Genomic DNA, 20,981 nt, shown 5'->3' with positions numbered 1-20,981 from the left:
CTAACAATGTTTTATAAGCATCGGCCTCAAAGAGGAGGATAAAGGCATGACCAATAAGTATTTCAAATATATACTGCTCGCCCCGGCACTTTTGATCGTTGGAACGATTACTGTTTTTCCGCTGGTCCGATCGTTCTGGATCAGTCTTCATGAGTGGGATTTAACCGAAACACTCGAAACAGGACCTTTCGTAGGGTTTGATAACTACCTTCAAGCCATGTCGGACGGAAATTTCTGGAATAGCGTCATTGTCACGCTCATATTCACTATCAGCACTGTTTTTATCACCATTGCAGCCGCAATAGCCGTAGGCATGCTGCTGAGTAAAGAAAAAAAGCATCTATCGTTTCTACGGGCTGTATTGATTATTCCCTTTGCTTTAAGCCCGGCGCTGGTAGGGTATTCCTGGCGGTTTATGCTGAACCCGGAATACGGACTGTTTGATCGTATTGTCGGATTTTTAATCCCTCCATTGTCAGATGTAGTCTGGCTCGGTAACCCTTCTACGGCAATGGCAGCCCTGATTTCGGTGGCTGTCTGGATATGGCTGCCTTTCATGAGTCTAATGTTTATCAGCGGATTAATGGGCATGCCGGGAGAGGTATTTGAAGCTGCAAAAATCGACGGGGCTTCCGCCTTTCAGACACTTTTCCGGATAACGCTGCCGATGCTGCAGCCGATCATTTTGATTGCTTCCATTTTAATGACGATGTTTGCACTAAAGCAGTTTGACCCCATTGTCACGTTGACCAGCGGCGGGCCGGGGAACTCCACTGAAGTGCTGAATTTCCTTATTTATAATACGTCCTTTAGGTACTATGACATGGGTTACGGAGCGGCGCTTGGCTATATTCTCGCCATTATAACGATCGGCTTCGTTCTTATTTACATGAGGAAACTCGTGAAAGGAGGCGAGTGGAACTGATGAATACTACAGCGGCACCCGCAACAGAAGAGAAAAAAGCCAAAGCGCTGCAAAAACGCAGAATAACGCTGGGTGTGGTGGAAACCATTGGCGTATTGCTCGTCGTAACGTTTTTATTCCTCCCGATTTTCTGGATCACCTTAACCGCCTTCAAGCCGGTATCGGAAGTGTATTCCTTAAGCGTTTTTTTTCAGCCGACCCTGGAAAACTTCAGCAGAATATTCAGTGCAGAGTATAATTTTGGCAGGTTTTACTCCAACAGTACCATCGTTGTGTTCTTCACGCTGCTGATCACGATGCCGGTCAGTGTGCTCGCAGCTTACAGTATATCCCGCTTTGATATGAAGGGGAAGCAGGTATTCATGTTTGCGATTCTGGCGACACAGTTTATCCCTTTAATCGTCAACGTTATTCCGTTTTTCATTATGTTCCGGAACTGGGGCATTCTGGATACCACGATGGCACTGATTATTGTAAATCTCGGCCATACCATCCCGTACGCTATCTGGCTGATTAAAGGCTTTATCGACAGCATTCCACAGGATATGGAGGAAGCCGGAATGATTGACGGGGCCGGCAGGCTTCGTGTCATATGGCATATTCTTCTGCCGATGGCGCGGCCGGGTATTATCACTGCAGCCGTCTTCTGTTTTGTCATCACGTGGAACGAGTATATGTTTGCCCTCATTTTAACGAACGAAGAAGCAGTAACCCTACCGGTGGCCCTGTCCTACTTTGTCGGCCAAAATGGTGTTATCTGGAACGAAATGGCCGCTGCAGGGATTATCTATGTGCTGCCGACGATTATATTTATGCTTATCGTTCGTAAACAGTTTGTTAAAGGAATGAGTGCAGGAGCAGTCAAATAATTTAAAGAACCTGGGAGGCGCTTATGCAGTATTTAAAGAAAGCTGATGCTATTTCTTCCGAAGTGACAGAAGAAACAGAACAGATTGTCAAACAAATTATCAAGGACGTAAAGCAGGGGGGCGACGAAGCGGTTAAACGCTACGAGAAAAAATTCAGTGATTCGGTACGCCCGATTCGCATTTCCGAAGAAGAGCTGAATGAAGGTATTGCTTCCCTGTCGGATGAAACGAAGCGATTGATCGAAAGGGTAGTAGATAGGGTGACCGCTTTTGCCGAAGCCCAGCTCGAATGCCTTCAGCCCCTCGATAAAGATTTTGGGGAAGGGATCCGGATGGGGCACCGGGTAATACCGGTGGAAAAGGTGGGAGCTTACGTTCCGGGCGGACGGTTCCCGCTGCTTTCCTCCGGACCGATGGTGACGGTGCCTGCCAAAGTGGCAGGAGCCAAACAAATTATTGCGTGCAGTCCGGCAAACTACAAAGGAAGCATTCACCCGGCGGTATTGTACGGGCTTCATTGCTCCGGAGTAACGGATATTTTCGCCGTAGGCGGAGCGCAGGCGGTGGCAGCGATGGCTGTAGGAACAGACACGGTACCGGAAGTCGATGTGATTGCCGGGCCGGGTAACCGGTTTGTAGCGGAAGCAAAGAGACAGGTTTTCGGCAGGGTGGGGATCGACCTTATTGCCGGACCGAGTGAAGTGCTCGTGTTTGCCGATGAGCACGCAAATCCCAGATGGTGCGCAGCCGACTTATTGGCTCAGGCAGAACACGATCCAAACGCGAGGGCGATTCTCGTGTCTACTTCGGAAGAACAGGCCGCCCAGACGATCATCGAGGTGGAAAAATATTTAAAGCAGTTGTCTGAAGACTCCCCGGCCCACACGGCGTGGGAAAAAGCGGGAGAGGTTGTTGTTGTAGACAGTACCGAACAGGGAATCGACGTGTGTGATGACTACGCTATCGAGCATCTGCACGTGCACCTGCAATCGTACGAAGAGATCAAGAACAGCTTAAGTAACTACGGATCCATATTTTTAGGGGAAGAAAGCTCTGTTGTATTTTCGGACAAGGTCTCAGGGACGAATCACACTCTTCCGACGCAACGGGGGGCCCGCTACACCGGCGGCCTCTGGGTCGGTAATTTTGTGAAAGTTGCCACCCACCAGGAAATTACAGGCAGAGGCACGCAGCATCTGGCCGCCCACGCTACGCAGCAATCAGAAATTGAAGGATTGGAAGGGCACCGTTTGTCGGCAGAAGTACGGCTGGAAAAATAAGTACTCCAAAAGGAGGGGAAAGCAGCATGGAACCTCTTGTATTAATTCCCGGAACGTTGTGCACCTCGGCGCTATGGGAGCATCAATACCGTGCTTTTTCTGCTGATAGGGAGGTCATCATTCCGGACATTACCCGGGACGCCTCCGTGAAGGAGATGGCGGAGCGGATACTGAACAGTGTTTCCGGCTCCTTTTCGCTTGCCGGACTGTCGCTTGGCGGCATCGTGGCCATGGAGGTAATGAAAGAGGCTCCGGAAAGGGTGAATAAGCTGTCGCTGCTCGATACCAATCCCTATCCCCCGACGAAAGAACAGATAGAGCTTTGGAATAATCAGCAGAAACAGGTGCGGGCAGGCGGGTTCGAACAAATGGTTTCGGAGCAGTTCCTGCCCAGCGCTGTATTTCAGGAGCATGCTGGTGAGGACGTTAAAGCAGTGATTCGGCAAATGAGTAGGGATGTCGGAGAAGAAGGCTATTTCCGGCAGCTGGAAGCCAATAAAACCCGCCCGGGTGCGGTGGATGCACTTTCTGCTGTAAACTGTCCGTCCCTGGTTTTGGCAGGCAGACAGGATGCGCTGTGCGGGCCTTCCATGCAGGAGGATCTCGCGAAGAAAATACCGGGGGCAGCGTTAGTTTTAATTGACCAGTGCGGCCATTTAAGTCCTCTGGACCAGCCGGAAGCAGTCACAGCAGTTTTATCCTATTGGCTTCAGGAAAACTAACAAAGGAAGATGAGAATGCTGAAAAACGAAATTAAGGAAAAGATCAAAAAAAATGAGCTGACCCAGGGGGCTATTACGAGCCTCTATTCGCCAGCGGTCGTAGAGATGCTCGGATACGCCGGCTATGAGTTTATTATTATGGATGATGAGCACGGCGCCTACAGCGGGGCAGAAATGGAGGAAATGATCAGGTCCGCGCGGTTAACCGGAATGGTGCCTATCATACGCGTAAGCTATGATCCTTCGAGTATTCAAAAGGCGTTGGACCGGGGGGCACTGGGCATTCAGGTTCCGATGGTAAACTCCCGGGAGCAGGCAGAAAGGGTGGTGCAGGCAGCTAAATATCCCCCGTATGGAAAACGGGGCACCGCTTTTTCAATGAGGGCGGCGGGCTACGGCTTTCACGGGGGAGAAGCGTTTATGAATGCGTCCGATGAACAGATCCTGATAAGCGTTCAAATTGAGACTCCGGAAGCGGCTGAAAATTTCACGGAAATTATGGACGTTCCCGGCATCGACATGGCGTTTTTAGGGCCGACGGATTTGTCTGTGAATATGGGGTATAGAAACGGAGCCGATCATCCGGAAGTGCAGGAGGTGCTGAGCGGGCTGTATCGGGAAGGTGCAGTTATGAAAACGCCAATCGGTACGATTGCAAGCTCCCGGGAAGACGTGCTTCAGGCCCAGCAGAAAGGAGCCTGTTTTGTTTCATTGGTTGTCACCAATGTTATGAAAAAGGCATTTGTGAACAGTCTGGCTCCGCAGCAGTCTACCAGTTAAGCGTGTATTAATTGTTTGGAATGATAAAACTCTTTTGTTTGACGAAGGCTGCTGAAGGGAAGCCCTGCTGTAGACAGACATCATGGAGGGATCACAGATGAGCAGTAAAAATGGTTTTGGTGACAAACTAAAAGGAAACGTGAACAAGGTTAAAGGGGAAGCAAAAGACCGGATGGGAAGCGCCACAAATAATTCCAAAATGCAGCGCGAAGGAAAGAAAGATAAGATTAAAGGCGTCGCCCAGGACAAAAAAGGCGACTTTAAAAACAAATAATGAACCGGAATAGAAGTATCCCACCCATGGGGCTTCTATTCCTTTTTTATGATTATACATAATCCGATATTCTTTTTAGATAGAAAGTAAGTTGTTAGTATCCGACTTTATCAGGCACGAAAAGCAGGCGTAATTAATTTGTTATCGGTATCCTTTAGATAAGAAGGATTGGTGTTATGGATAATTTAAAAGAGATGAATAATGCCCTGCATTATATTGAGAATCACTTAACGGAGGCAATCGATTTTCAACAAGTCGCCCGTATCGCCTGCTGTTCGGAGTATCATTTTAAGCGTATGTTTTCTTCTTTAGCGGGTATTCCCATCTCCGAATATATTCGGCGCAGGCGTTTAACGAGAAATAGTATGGATGGAGGGAAATCAGTTTGACAAGCCTGATTTCAAAAGTGAAATATGGATACCGGTAGAGGAAGAAGAAGGGGGTTAATCATAACCCTACTACTGAAACAGCCCCGCTGACGAGAAAAGCGGGGCTGTTTGTATGCGCCGGTGATATTGGAAGGCAGAAAGCCATTCAAGTCATTTATTTCCCCAGAAGTCGAGCAGAATGCCGTTATCCTTAAGCAGGGCGGACGCAGCAAGAACGCCGCTGGTGGTCACCATTGGCGAGCCCCCGCCGGGGTGGGTGGAGCCGCCGGCAAAATAGACATTCTTCAAATCCTGGGATCGGTTGAACGGCCGCAGAAACGCATCCTTTCGCCGGTTGGAGGCAAGACCGTAAATGGAGCCTTTGTATGCGCCAAACGTTTCTTCCAGATAAGACGGACCGAGTACTTGTTCCTCCACAATATGCGGACGAAGAAAAAGATCAAATTCCTCCAGCTTGTCGTAGACCAGGTTTTTATAGGACTGTTTTTCTTCCTCTGTCATAGCGCCTCCAGGAAGTGCCGGAGCGTTAATAAGAATAAACAGGTTGTCGCCGTCCGGGGACTGGCCGTGATCACTATAGGAGGAGTTGCTGATATAAACGGTCGGATCGTCTGGAAACGTTCCGTGCTTGAACTGTTCGAACTCTTCATGGTAATCCGCAGAAAAATACACCTGGTGATGCTTTAACTGCGACAGGCGGGTGTTCAGCCCGGCCATGATTACAAACGCGGAAATCGATGGTTCAGGATCCTTTGGAATCGTTCGGTCTTGTTGAGCAGAGGCCGGGAAAAGCAGCGGATACTGGCTGAGCAGATCCCCATTCAATACCACGCTGTCCACCTCCAGAGAGCCTGAGGCCGCATATACAGTTTGAGCGCGTCCGTCACGCGTGGAAACGTGCTGGACAGGATCATTAAATGAAAAGGTGACTCCAAGCTCTTGGGCCGTTTCATAAAACGCCTCGGCAATCTTCGCGTTCCCGCCCGGGGTGTAGTACACGCCGTCAGCAAGCTCAAGATGGGCAATCAGAGCGAATGTTGCCGGCGCGTCATACGGAGAAGAACCGATATAGGTCGCATACCGGTCAAACGCCTGCTGCACATCCGGATGCTTGAAAAACCGCCGGTGGAAAGCATGCATGGAAGTGGCCGGACGCACTTTGCGAAGGGCTAGGGCGAGTCGTGGGGAAAGGTAATCCAGGGGCGACTCGAAGGTGCGCTGCAAAAAATTTTCAGTAGCTAGCGTGTAAAGCCGTTTGACCTCCCGGAGATAGTCATCGTACCGGCTGGCATCGGCTTCGGAAAGACGGGCAATGGCCTGTTTTGTTTCTCCAGCGTCTGAAGAAACCTCGAGTGTGCTCCCATCGGGGAAATAATTACGGGTATGCTCCGGCAGCTGTTTGAACGGGAGGAGCTGTCCAGGGTCTTTGTCGGCAAAAGCAAGCACGCGGTGAAATATATCTGGCATCGTGATGGTATTAGGGCCGTAATCAAATGCGTGGGTGCCCAGCTGAAACGGGCGGAGCTTGCCTCCTGCCCGTTCGTTTTTTTCAAATACAGTAACCTCTTCACCGGTTTTAGCTAGAACAATGGCAGCGCTTAAGCCACCGAGCCCGGCACCGATAACGGCAGTAGTCATTGATAGGTACGCCCCTTCCAGGAATAGCCTTTTTTCGTTTTATCCAAGTAAATTGAATAGATCAGCACTGCGATCATTGCCCCGGATGAAAGAGGCTGAATAAGCACTGTCCACCACGGGTGTGAGGCCTTTATCGTAACCGCGGCACGCAGGGCAGCAGCCAGAACGTATGGAATGGCAAGCTGCCACTCGGCTGTGGCAATGGCAGCCAGCAGAAGAAAGCCCGGCACGATAAAAAAAAGAGTATGCACAGTGATGACGGCTGAAGCAATAGGCATCGAACGGCCGATACCGGGAAAAATGTTTTTGCTGAAGCCAAGCCACGCTTCCCGGCTCGACGCATACATATGGCAGGTAACAGCTGGGCCCGGAGAAACGAGCAGTGTTTTCATGTCTTGTGATTTTATGTTTTGGGCAAGCGCCATATCATCAACGAGCGACTGTTTAACAGCGGCATGTCCGCCAGCCTTGTCATAGGCTGTCCGGCTGAAAAACAAAAAAGCCCCGTGTGCTGCAGTAAAGGGTTTCCAGGTAGTGCGGTTGGCAGCTGCGACGGGCAGATGGGCATACACGACAAAATGCTGCATATACACAAGCAGCCGGCCCCAGAAGCCTTCTGTTTTGAAATGAGGAAATCCAGTCACCAGGCTGGCATCTTGCTTCCGAAGAGCCCCCTCTGCCCAGCGGAGGGCGTCCGCGTGCAGCCTTGCGTCGGCATCAACAAAGCACAAGTACTGTCCGGCAGCTTCTCTGGACAGCTGATGGCACGCATGAACTTTGCCGTTCCAGCCTTCCGGCAGTGCGGCCCCTTCAATGTAACGGGCATTGGGCCAATAGAGGACAGCCTCCTGCAAGAGCATTTTTGTGCGGTCCGTTGAATGGTCATCGAGAAAAATGAATTCTGTTTTTAGATCGTCCGCCTGGCGGAGGCTCCGCACAAGCGCCGGTATGTTCCGTTCTTCATTACGGAGCGGTACAAGCACGCTGATTAAACCGGGGCGCTTCGGTACAGAAAAAGAGGCGAGAGAGGGCAGGGTCCACACGTTAATGACCGTAAATACCGTCCAGGCGCTGAGGATACATATGAGAATCCATAGGAACATGGCGGGAGTCCTTTCTATTTTTTCTGCCGGAGAGAGGTCCACCAGCTGCTCATTGTCTGCGAACCTTTCAAAACGGTAGTGTAGTTCTCCAGGTGCTCGTAAGCGATGTCTTCGCGCATTTCATCCCACTGATGCTGCAGATGGCGCTCCAGTGCATCCTGGGCTGCCGCTCGTGAAGCGAGGTTTTCCGGCGTCCTTGGGAGCGGTGGGCCGATGTTTATAAAGATTTCGGGCTTTTGATGGTGCAAAAAGGTGTAGTGCATCGTAACCGGAACGAACGGAACGTCCACCCGGGGAAGAAGATAGGAAATGCCGGGCTGAAGAGTGATCGGAAACTGATCGGCGTGGGTTTCTGCCCCCTGCGGGAAAAGCCAGACGTGATGACCTTTTACTAGTTTATCCTCTGTGTAGCGGAGGGCATTAATAACATCGCGGCGGCTGTCCCGGTTTACCGAGTAGGCCCCGAGCCTGCGGAAAAAGGGAAATTCGCGCAGGCCTTCTTCGTCCATCATGACGTAGCCGGGGTGACGGAACCAGTGTTTATTTAAAAAATAGATTAAAAGTCCGTCCCACCAGTTGCTGTGGTTCACGTAAAAAAGCGCAGCATCGTCTGTGTAGATACTGTTATTGTGCATATGTACGGCAGAAAAATGCTTTTGGATCAAGCGCCGGTCATACAAATAAAACAACTTTTCAAAAAGCGGCTGTTTATTTTCTGTAATCATCTGCGCACCCCCTGTGTTTGACTATATATAGAATGAAGGTTTAAATCGCTATAAAAAGAAGGTATATACAATTAGAATAGAGTTCTATTCCTTATTCGCGCTCATTTAAAACGTGCGGTATAAACGTGCGAGTAGAAGTGTTCCGCTTTTCCTTTCCTGAAATGTACCGGTAAAAGACGAACCGGGAAGTTTGTGCGCAGGAGTGAAGTTCGTTACACTTACTAAAGCATGCGCACAGCTTGAACGCAGCTGTGACTATTTAAAAAGGAAGTGAATGATATGTTAAAAAAATTATTTGGAAAAGAACAAAAGCCTGTAGACGTTTCCATAAAATCACCGGTCAGCGGAGCATTCGTTGATATTACAGAAGTGCCTGATCCGACATTTTCAGAAAAAATGATGGGAGAGGGATTCGCTGTAGATCCATCGGAGGGAATTATTCTTTCCCCGGTTAAAGGAAGGGTCGAACAGATCTTCCCGACAAAGCATGCCGTCGGCATCCGTTCCGAGGAAGGGCTGGATATATTAATTCATATCGGTCTTGAAACAGTATCTCTGGACGGAGAGGGCTTTACATGCAAAGTATCGGAAGGGGACAGCGTGGAAGAAGGCGATCTGCTTATGGAGTTTGATATGGATGTGATCAGCGAAAAAGCTGCCAGCAAAATTACGCCGGTCGTATTCACCGAAGGCGATCAGGTTGAAAATATTCAGATGAACAGCGAGAACCGTCTGAAGGCGGGAGAAACTGTAGTGGCGACTGTTACTGTGAAAAAATAATGAATGAATGACAAAATCCAGCCGGCTCCGGCTGGATTTTTATGTTATAAATCGTTATTCGACTACTGTACTTCCCGGATCGAGAAATAAAATAGTTATAAGCGCAAGCAGAAAGCAGTAGATCGCAAAGTAGGTGAGTTTTCCTTTATTCAGGAAGTTAATCAGCCAGACGATGCCAAGCCATGAAGTGATCAGCGAGGCGATGAATGCAGCAATAAGCGATACAGCACCTATGGAAGCGAGACTGCCGTCGGTAATATCACCGAGAGCGAGAACGGTGGATCCTAAAATGACAGGGATTGAAAGCAGGAATGAAAACCGGACCGACGTTTCTCTGTCCAGGCCGGAAAACAAGGCGGCAATCAGTGTACTTCCGGACCTTGAGATGCCGGGAATGACAGCCACCGTCTGCGCCAGGCCGACAATGACCGCATCGAGCGTTGTTATTTCATTAACGGTACGGCTGCCAATGGTGTAGGCCCTCTCGATGATGATGAGAAAAATGCCGGTAAGGGTGAGTGATACGGCAATCATCACTGGTGTTTTCAGGGCGCTGCCAAGAGAATCTTCAAGAAAAACACCAAGAATGCCGGTAATAACGGTTGCGAGTACTATGTACAAACAAAGGAAAAACTCGGGACGATCCTCCCGGCGCCGTTTGGCGATATACCGGAAAAATACCTGAATCAGATGAATGATGTCTTTGCGGAAATAAAAAATCACGGCTACGATTGATCCCAGGTGCAGAAAAATTTCAAATGACAGGCCGGGAATCGAATGGCCGAGGAGAAATTCTGCGATGATGATATGGGCGGTACTTGAAATCGGCAGGAATTCTGCAATTCCCTGGACGATTCCTAGAAAAATAGCTTCAAAAATATTCATGGGGTCCAACTCCTCCATCAGATTACTTGGATAGTGTAGCAAATCTGGTGATAATTAGGAAGAGTGAAAATAAGCAAATGACTATTCTCACAGACAGTTAAAGACTGGTAAACTAAAACGAATGAATCACATTCGAGGCAGAAAGGACGTTAATAATGGATTTTACAGAAAAAACAACGCAGAAGGAAACGATATTCGAAGGAAAAGTCGTCGATTTATCGGTGCACGATGTGACGCTTCCGGACGGGAGGAGCAGCAAACGGGAAGTGATTAATCACAGCGGCGCGGTCGCCGTGGTGGCAGTCACGCCAGAGCAGAAAATAGTGATGGTGAAGCAGTACCGCAAGCCGCTCGAAAAACCGCTGGTGGAAATACCGGCCGGAAAACTCGAAGGCACTGACAGCCCGGAAGAAACCGCTGCCCGGGAATTAAAAGAAGAAACCGGGTATACTGCAGGGCGGCTGCAGAAAATTGCTTCATTTTATACCTCTCCCGGATTTGCAGACGAAATTGTTCATCTGTATGAAGCGTTCGATCTTGAGGCCGGCGAACCGGAAACCGAAGAGGATGAATTTATTGAACTGAAGGAAGTAAGCCTGAAGGAAGCGGACGAATTGATCCAGCGAGAAGAGATTCATGATGCTAAAACTATGTATGCGGTGCAGTATGTGAAAACCATTCTCGATCAGCGGTAATTGAGATTGAATATCGTCATTTTTCTGTCACATAGGAGTTTCATTGATAATCAACGACCGAATGACTGAGATTGCAGGACAGATAAGGTCTGTATGCAAATTTCATGCCAATTTATTTATAATAATTTTAAACTGAGAATGGTTATCGGTTTTATATTGACAGGCTTATTTAAAATTATTATAATAAGTTTATTACCCTTGAAGGAATAAGGGAGGTAGCGATAATTGGAAAATCGGGTAGAACGTATTAAAAAACAGCTGCATGAACAGAGCTACAAGCTGACCCCGCAAAGGGAAGCGACCGTACAGGTGCTTTTGGAAAATGAAGAAGATCATTTAAGTGCAGAAGATGTGTACCTTCTGGTGAAGGAAAAAGCGCCGGAAATTGGTCTTGCCACCGTGTACAGAACACTTGAATTACTTAATGAACTTGAAGTCGTGGACAAAATCAACTTTGGTGACGGAGTTTCACGGTATGACCTGCGAAAAGAAGGAGCCAGCCACTCCCATCACCACCTCGTATGTATTGAATGCGGAACCGTTGATGAGATCCAGGAGGACCTGCTGGCAGAGGTCGAAAAAATTGTAGAAAAAGACTATCAGTTTAAGGTGAAGGATCACCGTTTAACGTTCCACGGGGTCTGCCACCGCTGTCAGGCGAAGGCAAAAAAGAACGAAGAAAGTGCGGAGGCTGCTTCGCTGCACACGAATTAACACATGTATGGGCATCGTCTTTTAACAAAGAGCGGTGCTTTTTTATTGTCCGGCAGAATGAAAGCGGTATATTTACTGCCGCATTCGCCCTTCCCTAGTAATAAGCGACTATGCTATTCTTAGAAGGGAAGATTGGGAAGCAGGAGGCGGTCGTATGACCACGGAGGTACTGGATTTTATACATTATTGCCAAGTTGAAAAGGGCCTCTCCAAGAACACGATTCAGTCGTATCAAAGAGACCTGGAACACTATAGAAAATTTATGCAGCTTCGGGGGAAGGAGTCATGGACGGACACAGAACGTGCGGATATCGTGGATTTTTTGTATGCCCAAAAAGAAGCCGGGCGCTCTACAGCTACGCTGGCGCGCTTTTTGTCGTCGGTCCGGGCGTTCCACCAGTTTCTTCTGCGTGAACAGGTAGTAAAAAAGGATCCGGCGGAATTGATTGAAATTCCAAAGGGAGAAAAAAAGCTTCCGACCGTGCTGTCCACTCAGGAAGTTGAGCGGCTGCTTACAGCAGCCGAAGGAACAACGGCCTTTGCAAAACGGAATCAGGCGATGCTTGAATGCATGTACGCTACCGGTCTGCGGGTTACGGAGCTGTGTGAATTGAAAATTTCTGATGTGCACCTGCAGATGGGATTTATCCGCTGTATTGGCAAAGGAAACAAAGAGCGGATTGTGCCGCTTGGAAAAGTGGCTTCCGAGGCTATTGATACGTACATACATCACGGGCGCAGTACCCTGATGAAAAACAAACGCCACGACCTGCTGTTTGTAAATCATCACGGCAATCCGCTTTCAAGGCAGGGTTTTTGGAAAATATTAAAAGCAACGGCAGGGAAAGCCGGCATAGAAAAGGCATTGACACCGCATACGCTTAGACATTCCTTCGCTACACATCTGCTCGAAAACGGGGCTGACCTGCGGGCGGTTCAGGAAATGCTCGGGCACGCCGATATTTCCACTACCCAGATTTATACCCATGTATCCAACCATAAATTAAAAGATGTATACCTGCAGGCTCATCCAAGGGCCTAGCAGAAAAGGAGAGAGAGCAATGGAAAACTACAAGTATCCACGCGTTTTTTTAGTTGTGATGGATTCTGTCGGCATCGGCGAAGCTCCTGATGCTGAAGAATACGGGGACAAAGGTGCTGACACACTCGGTCATATCGCCCAGCATATGAATGGAATTAAGATCCCTAATCTTGAACGGCTCGGTCTCGGAAACATCCGGGAAATCCCGGGCGTCCAGGCATCAGAGGCGCCGGCATCTTCGTACGGCTGCATGGAGGAAATGTCGCGAAGCAAAGATACGATGACCGGGCATTGGGAAATCATGGGGCTCTATATTGACGAGCCATTCCGCACATTTCCGGATGGCTTTCCGGATGAGCTTTTGCAGCAGCTCGAACAGGAAACTGGCCGTGGGATTCTTGGAAACAAAGTAGCTTCGGGTACAGAGATCATTGAAGAACTCGGCGAAGAGCATCAAAACACCGGTAAGCTGATTGTCTATACCTCGGCGGATTCAGTGCTTCAAATCGCGGCCCACGAAGATGAGGTGCCTATTGAAGAACTGTATGACATCTGCGAAAAAGCCCGGGCGATGACATACGAAGCACCTTATATGATTGGCCGCGTGATTGCGCGTCCGTTCAAAGGCTCTCCGGGAAATTATGAACGGACGTCCAACCGCCACGACTACGCGCTCAAGCCGTTTGGCCGCACGGTCATGAACGACCTTGAAGACGCAGGCCTCAACAGCATTGCTATTGGAAAAATCAGCGATATATATGACGGCGAAGGAGTGACGGAGTCGATCCGGACCTCCTCCAATATGGACGGTATGGATCGTGTGACGGAAACGGCGCAGAAATCGTTTACCGGGCTCAGCTTTTTGAATCTGGTGGATTTTGATGCCAAGTTCGGCCACCGCCGCGATCCGCAGGGTTACGGAGAGGCGCTCGAGGAATTTGACGCCCGGCTTCCGGAGCTGCTCGACGCAATGGACGAAAATGATCTTCTGCTTATTACCGCCGATCATGGAAACGATCCTGTCCACCACGGCACTGACCATACCCGTGAAATCGTGCCGCTGCTTGCCTACAGCAAAAGCACCGGCTCTGCCCCGCTGGGTACCCGGAAAACATTTGCCGATATCGGTGCCACGGTAGCGGATAATTTCCGCCTATCCATGCCAAAGTATGGCACGAGCTTTTTACAGCAATTAAAAAGGAAGGGTGAATAACTTGAGTATCCAGCAGCAAACCAAAGAAGCAGTTCAATACATTCAGTCCAATATATCTGCCGTGCCGTCAGCCGGCCTCGTGCTCGGTTCCGGCCTGGGGGTGCTGGCCGATGAAATTAAAAACCCGGTCGTTCTAAAATATGAAGACATCCCCGGCTTTCCCGTTTCGACAGTGGAAGGCCACGCGGGCCAGCTTGTCTTCGGTGAACTTGAAGGCATGCAGGTGGCAGCGATGCAGGGACGTTTTCATTACTATGAAGGATATTCTCTCCAGGAAGTGACGTTTCCCATCCGGGTAATGAACGCCCTCGGAGTGAAGCGGCTTCTTGTTACCAACGCTGCGGGCGGCGTAAATCATGACTTTGAACCGGGCGATTTAATGATTATTGATGATCACATCAACTGGCTCGGCGCTAACCCGCTTATCGGGGAAAATGATGCAGAGCTCGGTCCCCGCTTTCCGGATATGAGTTCGGCGTATTCAAAAGGCCTGGCCAAAATAGCTGACGAGGCGGCGCTGTCACTGAATATCCGCATTCAGCGGGGCACGTATATGGCAAATACCGGACCGGCCTATGAAACTCCGGCAGAGGTCCGCATGGCACGGGTGCTGGGTGCAGACGCCGTTGGCATGTCCACGGTGCCGGAAGTGATCGTTGCTGTACACGGAGGCATGGAAGTTCTCGGCATTTCCTGCATTTCAAACCTGGCTGCCGGCATGCTCGACCAGCCGTTAAGCCATGATGAAGTCATGGATACGACATCAAAGGTACAGGAAGATTTCTTGAAATTAATGAAAGAAACCCTTCGCCGGATCGCACAGGAGGATGCCTGAATGAATGCTGTAAAAATAGAGGAAGCAAAGGATTATATACAGTCGAAATACAGTGCTGCGCCTGAGGTCGGCATGATTCTTGGCTCCGGGCTCGGCGACCTGGCTGACGATATTGAAGCGGGCACCGTGATCCCTTATGAAGACATCCCGCATTTTCCTGTTTCCACAGTGGAAGGTCATGCCGGACGTCTTGTGCTTGGAGAGCTTGAAGGAAAAACAGTGGTAGCGATGCAGGGCCGCTTTCATTACTATGAAGGCTATTCGATGCAGGAGGTAACGTTCCCGGTGCGGGTGATGAAAGCGCTCGGCGCCGAGTTTTTATTTGTCACCAATGCCTGCGGCGGGATGCAGTCATCGTTTCGCCCGGGAGATTTAATGGTGATTGAAGATCATATAAACTTTACCGGCAGCAACCCACTGATCGGTCCGAACAACAGCGATCTCGGCCCGCGTTTTCCCGATATGAGCCAGGCGTATGATCCGGTACTCCGCGGGAAGGCGTTCCAGGCCGCTGAAACGCTGGAAATTGACTTGAAACGCGGCGTCTATGGCGGCATAGGTGGTCCAAACTTTCTGAGCCGGGCAGAACTGATCCTGCTTCGCAACGTCGGCGCTGATGTGGTTGGCATGTCCACGGTGCCGGAGGTGATTGTGGCCCAGCATGCGGGGCTGCGCGTCCTCGGTGTTTCGTGTATAACTGATATGGCCATTGGAGAAGAAATCGTCAGCATTTCCCACGACGAAGTGATGGAAACGGCGGCTAAAACCAAACCGATTTTTATCTCTTTAATGAAAGAAATCGTCAAAAATACGTAATTAACAGCAATGTGTAAAGGGGCCGTACTATGAGAATGGTGGATATTATTGCAAAAAAGCGAGATGGAAAAGAACTGAGTGAAGAAGAAATCCGCTGGTTTGTGGAGTCTTACAGCAATGGAGAGGTGCCGGATTACCAGGCATCGGCGTTTGCAATGGCGATTTATTTTCAGGACATGACCCAGAAGGAATCTGCCGCGCTCACCTACGCGATGGCAGAGTCAGGCGATCAACTCGACCTGTCGGCCATCGAGGGCATCAAGGTGGACAAGCATTCCACTGGAGGCGTCGGCGACAAAACGACGCTTATTATCGGACCGATTGTGGCGGCATGCGGCGTTCCTGTAGCGAAGATGTCCGGACGCGGGCTCGGGCACACCGGCGGCACGATCGATAAGCTGGAAAGCTTCCGTGGGTTTGAAACAGAGATTCCAAAGGAAGAGTTCGTCAATCTTGTTAATGAACACAAAATTGCTGTCGCAGGTCAGAGTGGAAATCTCACCCCGGCAGACAAAAAGCTGTACGCACTCCGGGACGTGACAGCAACCGTAAACTCGATTCCGCTGATTGCAAGCTCGGTGATGAGTAAAAAAATTGCTGCCGGCGCAGATGCAATTGTGCTTGATGTAAAGGCAGGATCGGGTGCCTTTATGAAGGAAGTGAAGGAAGCGAAGCGTCTGGCGGAAGCAATGGTGGAAATCGGTCAATCCCTGGATCGTAAAACGATGGCGGTCATTTCCAATATGGATCAGCCGCTGGGCCGGACCGTCGGGAACGCCCTCGAAGTTAAAGAAGCCATTGAAACACTGCAGGGGAACGGGCCGGAAGATCTGCACGAGCTGAGCGTCACGCTTTCCTCCTATATGCTTGTTGCGGGCGGTAAAGCCGACAAGCTGGAGCAGGCGGAAAAAATGGTGCTTCAGGTGATTGAAAACGGGGACGCGCTTGAAAAGATGAAGGCATTTGTGCAAAACCAGCACGGGGACGCCTCCGCTGTAGACAACCCGGATGGTCTTGCAGCTGCCGAGCACCGTGTTGAAGTAAAGGCGGAAGCCTCAGGCTATGTGCACGGCATTGAAGCCGAAGAAATCGGCGTAAGTGCGATGCTTCTCGGAGCCGGCCGTGCTACCAAAGACGACGTGCTTGATTACAGTGTGGGAATTGAGCTCATGAAAAAAATCGGTGACCCTGTGCAAAAGGGCGATACGATCGCTATTATGCATGTGAATGACCAAAACAGCGCTGAGAGCGCCAGGAAAATTTCCGAAGCCTTTACAATTGCAGAAGCTGCTGTTGAAAAACCAGTCCTCATTTATGAAACCGTGCAGTAATTGCGCGGTTTCTTTACTTGCATAAAGCTTTTGTCTTTTTCAGAAGCGTGCTAAAATAAACGAACGAGGAGGAGCAACGAAGGAGAGAATAATATGCAGCTTCATGGAACGCACCATATAAACGAACACGGCCACCTGGAGATCGGCGGGGTGGATACGGTTGATATAAAGCAGGAATACGGAAGCCCGGTTTACGTTTATGACGTCGCTTTAATGCGCGAGCGGGCCCGTGGGTTTCAGCAGGCTTTCGAAGATAACAAAATGACGTATCAGGTTGCCTATGCAAGCAAAGCATTCAGCTGCGTCGCAATGGCGCAGCTTGCGAAGGAAATGGGACTCAGCCTGGATGTGGTTTCCGGAGGAGAATTGATGACGGCGTCAAAAGCCGGTTTTCCGATGGAAAAAGTTCATTTTCACGGCAATAATAAAAGCGAAGCGGAAATCGCCCTTGCCATTGAACTCGGCATTGGCTGCTTTGTAATTGATAACTTTCATGAAATTCAATTGATTGAGCAGCAGGCGGCAAGGCAGCAGACCCAGGTGGAAGCATTGATCCGGACGACTCCAGGCATCGAGGCGCACACCCATGAATACATCTCCACCGGGCAGGAGGATTCAAAATTCGGCTTTGACCTGACATCCGGCCAGGCCGATCAGGCCATTTACCGCCTGCAGCAGAGTCCGTCCATCAACATTAAAGGCGTGCATTGTCATATTGGTTCGCAGATCTTTGAAACGAGCGGGTTCACCATGGCTATCAAAAAACTGTTTGATCAGTTTGTGCACTGGCAGGAGCACCTTCAGTTCACGCCGGATGTGCTGAACTGCGGCGGCGGCTTTGGGATCCGCTATGTGGAAGGAGACGAACCGCTCGCGCCGGAACAGTACGTCCAGGATATGATCCAGTCAGTTAAACAGGAAGCGCTCCGTACCGGCATGGACGTGCCGGAAATCTGGATCGAGCCTGGAAGGTCCGTTAGCGGTGATGCCGGAACAACGCTGTATGACGTAGGTTCGAAAAAGGACATTCCTGGTGTTCGCCGCTACATTTCAGTGGATGGAGGCATGTCTGACAACATTCGTCCGGCTCTTTATCAGGCAGAGTACGAGGGCATTTTAGCCAACCGGGGCCATGAAAAAGCCGATGACACGTTTTCGGTTGCCGGCAAGCTCTGTGAAAGCGGCGATATGCTGATCTGGAACCTTCCGCTTCCGGAAGTGAAAACTAATGATACGCTGGCGGTTTTCTGCACAGGAGCCTACGGATATTCCATGGCCAACAATTACAACCGCCTCCCGCGTCCTCCGGTCGTTTTCGCCGAAGACGGGGAGTCACATCTGGTGGTTCGCGGAGAAACGTACGAAGATATTCTTCAGTACGATCTGTCGTATGCACCGGCAAAGGCAAAAACCAAATAAAAAGGGGTAGAGAGACATGAAAAAAGGTAAAATCGCATTTGAAAACGGAGAAACAGTAACATTGGAATTTTTCCCGGAGGATGCACCGGGAACAGTGGAAAACTTTGAAGGTCTGGCGAATGACGGCTTTTATGACGGCCTTACGTTCCACCGCGTTATCCCGGGCTTTGTCGCCCAGGGCGGATGCCCGAATAACCGCGGAGACGGCGGTCCGGGGTATACCATTCCGTGTGAAACGGAAGGAAACCCGCGCACCCACGAAAGAGGCTATCTCTCGATGGCTCACGCTGGAAAAGACACCGGCGGCAGCCAGTTCTTTATTCTCTTTGACCAGCAGCCGCACCTGAACGGTGTACATACGGTATTTGGCCGTGTGACAGACAATATGGACCAGGTGGACCGCATCCAGGCACAGGATGTTATGAAGGAAGTACGTGTCTGGGACGAAGCATAAGCTGAATGTTTTGACGGATAAATAAGAAAGTAATAAAATGTATTTTAACTTCATACGGTACGTTGATTGCGATCAACATCCTTCGGGGTCGGGTGAAAGTCCCAACCGACGGTGATAAAGCGAATGCTTTTCAGTCCGTGACCCGGTAAGCGCCAAAGGCGCGGACGGTGGATTCAGTGCAATTCTGAAGCCGACAGTAACAGTCTGGATGGGAGAAGGAAAACCGTATTCGAAAAAATTCTGTTTTTCTGTCTGCAGGTGTATGTTCCGCAGAATGGAAGTGGAATATTATTTTGGATACGTATGTATAAAAGCCCCCGGATGTTCATCCGGGGGCTTTTTTTGTTTCTGTAATTAAAAAAAGCAAAAATACAAGGAGGTCCGGCCATATGGATCATACATGGATGCATACAGCACTTGAACTTGCGCGCTCAACTGAAGGGCAGACTTACCCGAATCCAATGGTCGGTGCCGTCGTCGTTAAAGATGGCAGAATCGTTGGAATGGGAGCTCACCTTCGCTCCGGTGAAGCACACGCAGAAGTCCATGCGCTTGCAATGGCAGGAGACGAAGCTGAAGGAGCTTCGATTTATGTCACTCTCGAGCCCTGCAGCCATTACGGCCGCACCCCGCCGTGTGCCAAAAAGATTATTGAAGCAGGCATTGTAAAAGTGGTGGTGGCAGCTTCAGATCCGAATCCGCTTGTAGCCGGCAAGGGCATACAAATGATGGAGGAAGCGGGTCTGGAAGTTGTGACTGGAGTGGGGCAGGAAGAAGCAGCTTATTTAAACAGGAAATTTTTTCATTTTATTAAGAATGGACAACCTTATGTGACGGCTAAAACTGCTTCTTCCCTTGACGGAAAGACTGCGACAGCCAGTGGGGAAAGCCAGTGGATTACCGGAAAAGAAGCCCGGGAGGATGTGCACCGGGAGAGGCGCCGGTGTGACGGCATTTTAGTCGGTATCGGGACTGTACTGAGTGACGATCCGTCCCTCACAGCCCGGGTTCCGGAAACGGGAGTGACGCCGGCGCGGGTAGTACTCGACAGTACGCTCCGCATGCCGGAGAACAGCCGAATGCTGAAGGATGCAGCAACTCCGGTCTACATCTTGACGAATGAGCCGGCCGACACTGAAAAGCAGCACCGCCTCGAAGAAGCGGGGGCTGAAGTGATACCAGTCGCTTCCGGCGTGAAAAATATCTCCGCGGTACTGGATGTGCTCGGAGAAAAGAAAATTGTCTCATTATTTGTGGAAGGAGGGGCCGGCGTTCTCGGGTCCTTTCTGGAAGCTGCAATGATTCAGGAATATTTAATGTATGTAGCGCCGATGGTGATTGGCGGGGAAAATGCACCCGGAGTCTACCAGGGAAGCGGTATTTCGACACTTCAGGAGGCCCGGGCATTTTCACTGATAAAAGAAGAGACATTCGGGCAGGACCGGAAATATACAATGCAGGCCGGGGAGTGAAAGCATGTTTACGGGAATTGTAGAAGCGACAGGAACAGTGTCAAAAATGACACACCAGGAAAATTTAATTCAGCTGGAGCTTGAAAGTGATCTGGATATGAACAGTATTCAAATTGGCGACAGCATTGCGGTAAATGGCATCTGCCTGACGGCGACGGCTAAAAAAGGCCGGTGCGTCTACGTAGACGTGATGGCTGAAACGCTCAAGCATACGAGTCTGAAATATATGGAAGAAGGCACACACGTTAACCTGGAGCTTGCGATGCAGGCCGGCGGACGCTTTGGCGGGCACTTTGTGCAGGGACATGTGGATGCCACAGGAACCATTGCTTCTATTGAAGAGGAAGAAAACATGATTTACGTGCACGTAAAGACGCCGAAGGAGCAGCTCCGCTACATGACCAATAAAGGCTCCGTCACAGTTGATGGCATCAGCCTGACGATTTTTGGAGTGGATGACGAAAAAGAAACCTTTACCCTGTCGATTATTCCGCATACGTGGCAGGTAACCAACCTCGCAGACAAACAGGCCGGCGATCTGGTCAATATTGAATGTGACATGCTTGCCAAATATACAGAACGTCTGTTAACTGTAAATAAATAAAACCTTTGCAAAGAAA

The 20,981-nt window shown here is 49.8% G+C and carries 22 protein-coding genes, 1 pseudogene and 1 riboswitch; of the genes and pseudogenes, 19 read left to right on the top strand and 4 right to left on the bottom strand.

What is annotated here, in order from left to right; all coding sequences use genetic code 11:
• Positions 1-46 precede the first annotated feature (46 nt).
• The 7 genes and pseudogenes from SIC45_RS08745 to SIC45_RS08715 form a co-directional block, all read left to right on the top strand.
• Positions 47-925: a sugar ABC transporter permease gene (locus SIC45_RS08745; protein ID WP_319631862.1), complete on the top strand. Its 879-nt coding sequence runs from the start codon at positions 47-49 to the stop codon at positions 923-925.
• Positions 925-1,794 (top strand): carbohydrate ABC transporter permease, encoded by an 870-nt coding sequence (locus SIC45_RS08740; RefSeq protein ID WP_319631861.1) that lies wholly within the window; start codon positions 925-927, stop codon positions 1,792-1,794. Before SIC45_RS08745 ends, SIC45_RS08740 begins: the two co-directional genes overlap by 1 nt.
• Before the next feature lie 23 nt (positions 1,795-1,817).
• Positions 1,818-3,074 carry a histidinol dehydrogenase gene (gene hisD / locus SIC45_RS08735; RefSeq protein ID WP_319631860.1) on the top strand — a complete coding sequence of 419 codons (1,257 nt, stop codon included), beginning with the start codon at positions 1,818-1,820 and terminating at the stop codon, positions 3,072-3,074.
• Positions 3,075-3,100: 26 nt separating this feature from the next.
• Positions 3,101-3,796, top strand: coding sequence for an alpha/beta fold hydrolase (locus SIC45_RS08730; protein WP_319631859.1), 696 nt, complete (start codon positions 3,101-3,103; stop codon positions 3,794-3,796).
• Positions 3,797-3,811: 15 nt separating this feature from the next.
• A complete protein-coding gene (locus SIC45_RS08725; RefSeq protein WP_319631858.1) occupies positions 3,812-4,576 on the top strand; it encodes an HpcH/HpaI aldolase family protein in 765 nt (254 codons plus the stop codon).
• 97 nt (positions 4,577-4,673) lie between these two features.
• Positions 4,674-4,850, top strand: a complete 177-nt coding sequence (locus SIC45_RS08720; RefSeq protein ID WP_319631857.1) for a CsbD family protein — start codon at positions 4,674-4,676, stop codon at positions 4,848-4,850.
• A gap of 176 nt (positions 4,851-5,026) precedes the next feature.
• Positions 5,027-5,206: pseudogene (locus SIC45_RS08715) on the top strand (AraC family transcriptional regulator); the annotation flags it as partial.
• Positions 5,207-5,389: 183 nt separating this feature from the next.
• On the opposite strand, the gene SIC45_RS08710 reads toward SIC45_RS08715, so the two are convergent.
• Genes SIC45_RS08710 through SIC45_RS08700 form a run of 3 tightly spaced genes read right to left on the bottom strand, consistent with a single transcriptional unit; the run spans position 5,390 to position 8,705 of the window.
• Positions 5,390-6,877: a phytoene desaturase family protein gene (locus SIC45_RS08710; RefSeq protein ID WP_319631856.1), complete on the bottom strand. Its 1,488-nt coding sequence runs from the start codon at positions 6,875-6,877 to the stop codon at positions 5,390-5,392.
• Entirely contained in the window at positions 6,874-7,980 is a 1,107-nt protein-coding gene (locus SIC45_RS08705; RefSeq protein ID WP_319631855.1) for a glycosyltransferase, read from the bottom strand. Before SIC45_RS08705 ends, SIC45_RS08710 begins: the two co-directional genes overlap by 4 nt.
• A gap of 14 nt (positions 7,981-7,994) precedes the next feature.
• Complete coding sequence (locus SIC45_RS08700; RefSeq protein WP_319631854.1) at positions 7,995-8,705, bottom strand: lysophospholipid acyltransferase family protein; 711 nt, start codon at positions 8,703-8,705, stop codon at positions 7,995-7,997.
• A 279-nt stretch (positions 8,706-8,984) separates the two neighbouring features.
• Here SIC45_RS08700 and SIC45_RS08695 point away from each other — a divergent pair, with 279 nt between their 5' ends.
• Positions 8,985-9,485 (top strand): PTS glucose transporter subunit IIA, encoded by a 501-nt coding sequence (locus tag SIC45_RS08695; RefSeq protein ID WP_319631853.1) that lies wholly within the window; start codon positions 8,985-8,987, stop codon positions 9,483-9,485.
• Between the two features lie 54 nt (positions 9,486-9,539).
• Here the strand turns inward: SIC45_RS08695 and uppP are convergent, their stop codons facing one another.
• Entirely contained in the window at positions 9,540-10,370 is an 831-nt protein-coding gene (uppP, locus tag SIC45_RS08690; protein WP_319631852.1) for an undecaprenyl-diphosphatase UppP, read from the bottom strand.
• Between the two features lie 152 nt (positions 10,371-10,522).
• Between uppP and SIC45_RS08685 the strand changes: the two genes are divergently transcribed.
• The 11 genes from SIC45_RS08685 to SIC45_RS08635 all read left to right on the top strand — a co-directional run bounded on the left by SIC45_RS08685 (position 10,523) and on the right by SIC45_RS08635 (position 20,965).
• A complete protein-coding gene (locus tag SIC45_RS08685) occupies positions 10,523-11,065 on the top strand; it encodes an NUDIX hydrolase (RefSeq protein ID WP_413645936.1) in 543 nt (180 codons plus the stop codon).
• Positions 11,066-11,290: 225 nt separating this feature from the next.
• Positions 11,291-11,779, top strand: coding sequence for a Fur family transcriptional regulator (locus tag SIC45_RS08680; protein ID WP_022792325.1), 489 nt, complete (start codon positions 11,291-11,293; stop codon positions 11,777-11,779).
• A gap of 154 nt (positions 11,780-11,933) precedes the next feature.
• Positions 11,934-12,821, top strand: coding sequence for a site-specific tyrosine recombinase XerD (gene xerD, locus SIC45_RS08675; RefSeq protein ID WP_319631850.1), 888 nt, complete (start codon positions 11,934-11,936; stop codon positions 12,819-12,821).
• A 19-nt stretch (positions 12,822-12,840) separates the two neighbouring features.
• Complete coding sequence (gene deoB / locus SIC45_RS08670; RefSeq protein WP_319631849.1) at positions 12,841-14,034, top strand: phosphopentomutase; 1,194 nt, start codon at positions 12,841-12,843, stop codon at positions 14,032-14,034.
• A 7-nt stretch (positions 14,035-14,041) separates the two neighbouring features.
• Positions 14,042-14,869 carry a purine-nucleoside phosphorylase gene (locus SIC45_RS08665; protein WP_319632945.1) on the top strand — a complete coding sequence of 276 codons (828 nt, stop codon included), beginning with the start codon at positions 14,042-14,044 and terminating at the stop codon, positions 14,867-14,869.
• Positions 14,870-15,685, top strand: coding sequence for a purine-nucleoside phosphorylase (locus SIC45_RS08660; protein ID WP_319631848.1), 816 nt, complete (start codon positions 14,870-14,872; stop codon positions 15,683-15,685). It abuts the gene before it with no gap.
• A gap of 29 nt (positions 15,686-15,714) precedes the next feature.
• Positions 15,715-17,016 carry a pyrimidine-nucleoside phosphorylase gene (locus SIC45_RS08655; protein WP_319631847.1) on the top strand — a complete coding sequence of 434 codons (1,302 nt, stop codon included), beginning with the start codon at positions 15,715-15,717 and terminating at the stop codon, positions 17,014-17,016.
• Positions 17,017-17,109: 93 nt separating this feature from the next.
• A complete protein-coding gene (gene lysA, locus SIC45_RS08650) occupies positions 17,110-18,435 on the top strand; it encodes a diaminopimelate decarboxylase (protein WP_319631846.1) in 1,326 nt (441 codons plus the stop codon).
• A 16-nt stretch (positions 18,436-18,451) separates the two neighbouring features.
• Positions 18,452-18,889, top strand: a complete 438-nt coding sequence (locus SIC45_RS08645) for a peptidylprolyl isomerase (RefSeq protein ID WP_319631845.1) — start codon at positions 18,452-18,454, stop codon at positions 18,887-18,889.
• A gap of 74 nt (positions 18,890-18,963) precedes the next feature.
• Positions 18,964-19,113, top strand: a riboswitch (FMN riboswitch).
• Positions 19,114-19,278: 165 nt separating this feature from the next.
• On the top strand, positions 19,279-20,361 hold the full coding sequence (ribD, locus tag SIC45_RS08640) for a bifunctional diaminohydroxyphosphoribosylaminopyrimidine deaminase/5-amino-6-(5-phosphoribosylamino)uracil reductase RibD (protein WP_319631844.1): 1,083 nt from the start codon (positions 19,279-19,281) through the stop codon (positions 20,359-20,361).
• 4 nt (positions 20,362-20,365) lie between these two features.
• Positions 20,366-20,965 (top strand): riboflavin synthase, encoded by a 600-nt coding sequence (locus SIC45_RS08635; RefSeq protein ID WP_319631843.1) that lies wholly within the window; start codon positions 20,366-20,368, stop codon positions 20,963-20,965.
• The last annotated feature ends 16 nt before the right edge of the window (positions 20,966-20,981 follow it).

Origin of the sequence: Marinococcus sp. PL1-022 (assembly GCF_033845285.1) — a bacterium.
Lineage (GTDB): Bacteria > Bacillota > Bacilli > Bacillales > Marinococcaceae > Marinococcus.
This window is presented reverse-complemented; position numbering and strand designations above follow the sequence as displayed.